At 67.4% G+C, this 4,213-nt stretch carries 2 protein-coding genes; both read left to right on the forward strand.

Going from position 1 to position 4,213, the window contains the following annotated elements:
- The coding region (locus AC1DZ6_RS20270; RefSeq protein WP_477098936.1) for a tetratricopeptide repeat-containing sulfotransferase family protein at window positions 1-1,666 on the forward strand (1,666 nt) is incomplete at its 5' end.
- Window positions 1,667-1,792: 126 nt separating this feature from the next.
- A complete protein-coding gene (locus tag AC1DZ6_RS20275) occupies window positions 1,793-4,177 on the forward strand; it encodes a TonB-dependent receptor (RefSeq protein ID WP_477098937.1) in 2,385 nt (794 codons plus the stop codon).
- Window positions 4,178-4,213: the final 36 nt, after the last annotated feature.

Consider the following 4,213-nt stretch of genomic DNA (forward strand, 5'->3'; position numbering starts at 1 on the left):
GGCCGAGGCCCTGGAGCTGCTGGGCGACACCGACGGCGCCCAGGCCGCCCGGGCCCGGCAGATCAAGGGCGGGGTCCGCGACCCGCTGCTGATGACCGCCGCCGTCGCCCTGGTCGAGGAGAAGCCCGGCGAGGCCGAGAAGATCCTGCGCGGCCTGCTGGAGACCCGGCCAGACGAGCCGGCCGCGATCCGCATGCTGGCCGAGGCCGTCGCCCGGCTGGGCCGCCAGGAGGAGGCCGAAACCCTGCTGGTTCGCTGCCTGGAGATCGCCCCCGGCTTCACCGCCGCCCGCCAGAACCTGGCCACGGTGCTGTACCGGCTGGGCCGCTCGGAAGAGGCCCTGGCCCAGCTKGACCCGCTGCTGGCCGCCGATCCCCGCAACCCCGCCTACGCCAACCTCAAGGCCGCCGCCCTGGCGCGGATCGGCGAATACGCCCCGGCCATCGCGATCTACGAGGACGTGCTGGCCCGCTACCCCCAGCAGCCCAAGGGCTGGATGAGCTACGGCCACGCGCTGAAGACCGTCGGCCGCTCGGCCGACTGCGCGGCCGCCTACCGCAAGGCCGTCGACCAGGCGCCCTCGCTGGGCGAGGCCTGGTGGAGCCTGGCCAACATGAAGACCTGGCGCTTCACCGACCAGGACCTGGCGGCGATGGAGCGCGAGCTGGCGCGCGAGGACCTGTCCGACGAGGACCGCCTGCATCTCGACTACGCCCTGGGCAAGGCCCACGAGGACGTCGGCCGCTACGCCGAGTCGTTCGCGCACTACGCCCGAGGCGCGGCCCTGCGGCGCAGCCAGCTGGCCTACGACCCCGCGACGATCCGCGACCACGTGGCGCGCGGCAAGGCGGTGCTGACGGCGGCGCTGTTCGCGTCGCGGGCGGGGCAGGGCTGCCCCGCGCCCGATCCGATCTTCATCCTGGGCCTGCCGCGGTCCGGCTCGACCCTGGTCGAGCAGATCCTGGCCAGCCACTCGGCGGTCGAAGGCACGATGGAGCTGCCCGACGTCGGCGCGATCGCCAAGCGGCTGGGCGGCGCCAAGTCGTCCCGGRACGTCTCGGCCTATCCCGAGATCCTGACCACGCTGAGCGCGGCCGAGCTGGAGGCGCTGGGCCAGGAATTCCTCGATCGCACCCGGGTGCAGCGCAAGACCGACCGGCCGCTGTTCATCGACAAGATGCCCAACAACTGGGCCCATGTCGGGCTGATCGCCCTGATGCTGCCGAACGCCAAGATCATCGACGCTCGCCGCCATCCGCTGGGCTGCTGCTTCTCGGGCTTCAAGCAGCATTTCGCCCGGGGCCAGGCCTTCAGCTACGGCCTGGACGACATCGGCCGCTACTACGCCGACTACGTGGAGCTGATGGCSCATGTCGACGCCGTGCTGCCGGGCCGGGTGCATCGGGTGATCTACGAGGAGATGGTCGCCGATCCGGAGACGCAGATCCGCGCCCTGCTGGACTATTGCGGCCTGCCGTTCGAGGAATCCTGCCTGAACTTTCACGAAAACGACCGCGCCGTGCGCACCGCAAGCTCAGAGCAGGTCCGGCGCCCGATCTTCAAGGATGCGGTCGAGCATTGGCAGAACTACGAATCATGGCTGGACCCTCTGAAGACCGCCCTGGGACCCGTCCTATCCAGCTATCCCGCCGCGCCTGAATTTTGATCACCCGCTTCGAACCCTGCCATTTCTGCAACAGTCGGCCGAATTGACGTTTGTTTGAATTTTGCTCCTTGCGGGGACAAAATCCGAGGGAGACCATCGTTCACCTAATCAGTTCGGGGGAGCGATATGCCGTTGACCAAGCGTAACACGCACGGATCGTGCAAGAGGGCGATCTGGACCACGGCCCTCCTGGCCTCGTCCATGCTGACGGCGGTGACCGCCCAGGCGCAGACGACGCCGAGCGGCGCGGTGGCGCTGGAAGAGGTGGTCGTCACCGCCCAGAAGCGTTCGGAAAACCTGCAGGACGTGCCGGTCAGCATCCAGGCCTTCGGCGAGGCCAAGCTGGAGCAGCTGCAGGTCAGCAACTTCACCGACTATGTGAAATACCTGCCCAGCGTGTCGTTCCAGACGACCTCGCCGGGCTTCTCCAACGTCTATTTCCGCGGCGTGGCCAGCGGCGGCGACGGCAACCACTCCGGCTCCCTGCCCAGCGTCGGCGTCTATCTGGACGAACAGCCCGTCACCACCATCCAGGGCGCGCTGGACATCCACATCTACGACATCGCCCGGGTCGAGGCGCTGTCGGGGCCGCAGGGCACGCTGTACGGCGCCAGCTCCCAGGCCGGCACCCTGCGCATCATCACCAACAAGCCCAGCACGGCCGGCTTCAGCGCCGGCTATGACCTGGAGGCCAACACCATCGCCCACGGCGATGCGGGCTATGTGGCCGAGGGCTTCGTCAACCAGCCGATCAACGACAAGGTCGCCGTGCGCCTGGTGGGCTGGGCCGAGCATCAGGGCGGCTATATCGACAACGTCGCCGGCTCGCGCACCTATCCCACCTCGGGGATCACGGTCACCAACGCCGACCGGGTCAAGAAGGACTACAACGACGTCGACCTCTACGGCGGCCGGGCGGCCGTCAAGATCGAGGCGGGCGACAACTGGGTGATCACGCCCCAGGTCATGGGCCAGATCGAAAAGGTCGGCGGCATCTTCTCCGAAGACCGCACCCTGGGCGCGCTGCAGGTCGCCCACTACTATCCCGAAAACTCCAAGGACAAGTGGTGGCAGGCGGCCATGACCGTCGAGGGCAAGATCAGCAACCTCGACGTCACCTATGCCGGCTCGTACCTGGATCGCGACGTCGACACCCGCCAGGACTACACCGACTACTCGTTCTTCTATGACACCCTGGCCGGCTACGGCGCCTACTGGACCGACGACGCGGGCAACCCGGTCGATCCGTCGCAATACATCATCGGCCACGACGCCTACGCCAAGCTCAGCCACGAGCTGCGCGTCGCGACCCCGCAGGACTATCGCTTCCGCGTGGTCGGCGGCCTGTTCTACCAGCGCCAGACCCACGGCATTCACCAGAACTACCGGATCGACGACCTCGGCCCGTCTCTTTCGGTGCCCGGCAATCCGGGGACGATCTGGCTGACCGAGCAGAAGCGCATCGACCGCGACAGCGCGGTGTTCGGTGAGGCGGCGTTCGACATCACCGACAAGCTGACGATCACCGGCGGCATCCGCTTCTTCGAGTCGGACAACAGCCTCAAGGGCTTCTACGGCTACGGCGCCGGCTACGGCTCGACCGGCGAGCGCGCGTGCTTCAAGCCCTCCGAGATCGAAGGCTCGCCCTGTACGAACCTCGACAAGCGGGTCAAGGAGAACGGCAACAGCAAGAAGGTCAACCTCACCTACAAGGTCGATGGCGACAAGCTGGTCTATGTCACCTATTCCGAGGGCTTCCGGCCGGGCGGCATCAACCGTCGCGGCACGCTGCCGCCCTACCAGTCCGACTTCCTGAAGAACTACGAGTTCGGCTGGAAGACCAGTTGGGCCGACAACCGCTTCCGCTGGAACGGCGCTGTGTTCCATCAGACCTGGGACGACTTCCAGTTCTCGATCGTCGGGGCCAACGGCCTGACCGAGATCAAGAACGCCGTCTCGGCCACGATCAACGGGGCCGAGACCGACTTCAGCGTCGCGGTCATGCAGGGCCTGACTCTGAACGGCGCGGCGTCCTACATCGAGGCCAAGCTGAAGGGCGGCTATTGCGGCAAGGTCGACCCCGCCACCGGCGAGCCGATCACCGACTGCCCGGTCGATCTGGTCACCTATCCCGAGCGCGCCCCGGACGGTCAGCGCCTGCCCGTGACGCCGAAGTTCAAGGCCACGCTGAACGCCCGCTACGAGTTCGACCTCAACGGGTTCGACGCGTTCGTCCAGGGCGGGATCGTCGGCCAGACCGACGCCTGGGCCGACCTTCGCACCTACGCCCGCGAAGTGCTGGGCAAGCAGGCCGGCTACATCACCACCGACCTGTCGGCCGGGCTGGGCCGCGACAGCTGGACCTTCTCGGCCTATGTCGTGAACCTCAACGACAGCCGGGCCAGCCTGACCCGCAGCACCGAATGCGTCGAGGCCGTTTGCGGCGCCCAGGTCTATTCCGTGCCGCTGCAGCCGCGGACCATCGGGGTGAAGTTCGGGCAGAAGTTCTAGGGCATTTGGTTTGGGGACAGGCGCATGCGCCTGTCC

The organism is Caulobacter sp. P1_B12_2, from assembly GCF_056406675.1.

What these genes read in the sequence shown, in the direction of transcription:
- AC1DZ6_RS20275 (WP_477098937.1), top strand. Translation starts at nt 1,793, where the DNA reads ATGCCGTTGACCAAGCGTAACACGCACGGATCGTGCAAGAGGGCGATC.